Source organism: Streptacidiphilus anmyonensis, from assembly GCF_000787855.1.
Taxonomy (GTDB): Bacteria; Actinomycetota; Actinomycetes; order Streptomycetales; family Streptomycetaceae; genus Streptacidiphilus; species Streptacidiphilus anmyonensis.
This window is the reverse complement of sequence record NZ_BBPQ01000147.1, coordinates 3,275-3,712: the sequence shown is the minus strand read 5'-3', so window position 1 is coordinate 3,712 and position 438 is coordinate 3,275. Positions and strand designations below refer to the sequence as shown.

Here is a 438-nt window from a genome sequence, read left to right as displayed (position 1 = left end):
GGGGGTGCGTCGGACAGGACGCCGACGAGGGAGTCGTCGGGCAGGGTGCGGCCGGGGCCGACGATGCCGGAGTTGCCGACGAAGGAGCGTTTGCCGACGCTGGACACGCCGAGGCGGATCCAGCCGCCGCCCAGGGCGAAGGAGCCGACCATGGTGTCGTCGGCGAGGAAGGCGTGGTCGTCGACGCGCATGAGGCCGGGCAGGCCGATGACGGTGGAGGCTTCGACGCGGCGGCCGAGCTTGGCGCCGAGCAGGCGCAGCCAGGTCGGCGTCATGAGGCTGGCGTAGAAGGGGAACAGGGTGCTGCGGGCGGAGCCCATGAGGTTGTGGACGGCCCAGACGCAGAAGCCGACCTTGCCGTGGGCGGGGTGCAGGCCCGGCTTGATCGGGATCGAGAACAGCCGGACCGTCACCACCACCGCCAGCGCGTACAGGACC

1 pseudogene is annotated in these 438 nt (G+C 71.9%); it reads right to left on the bottom strand.

The annotated features are described in order from the left end of the window. Positions 1-438: pseudogene (locus TR50_RS47520) on the bottom strand (amino acid adenylation protein); the annotation flags it as partial.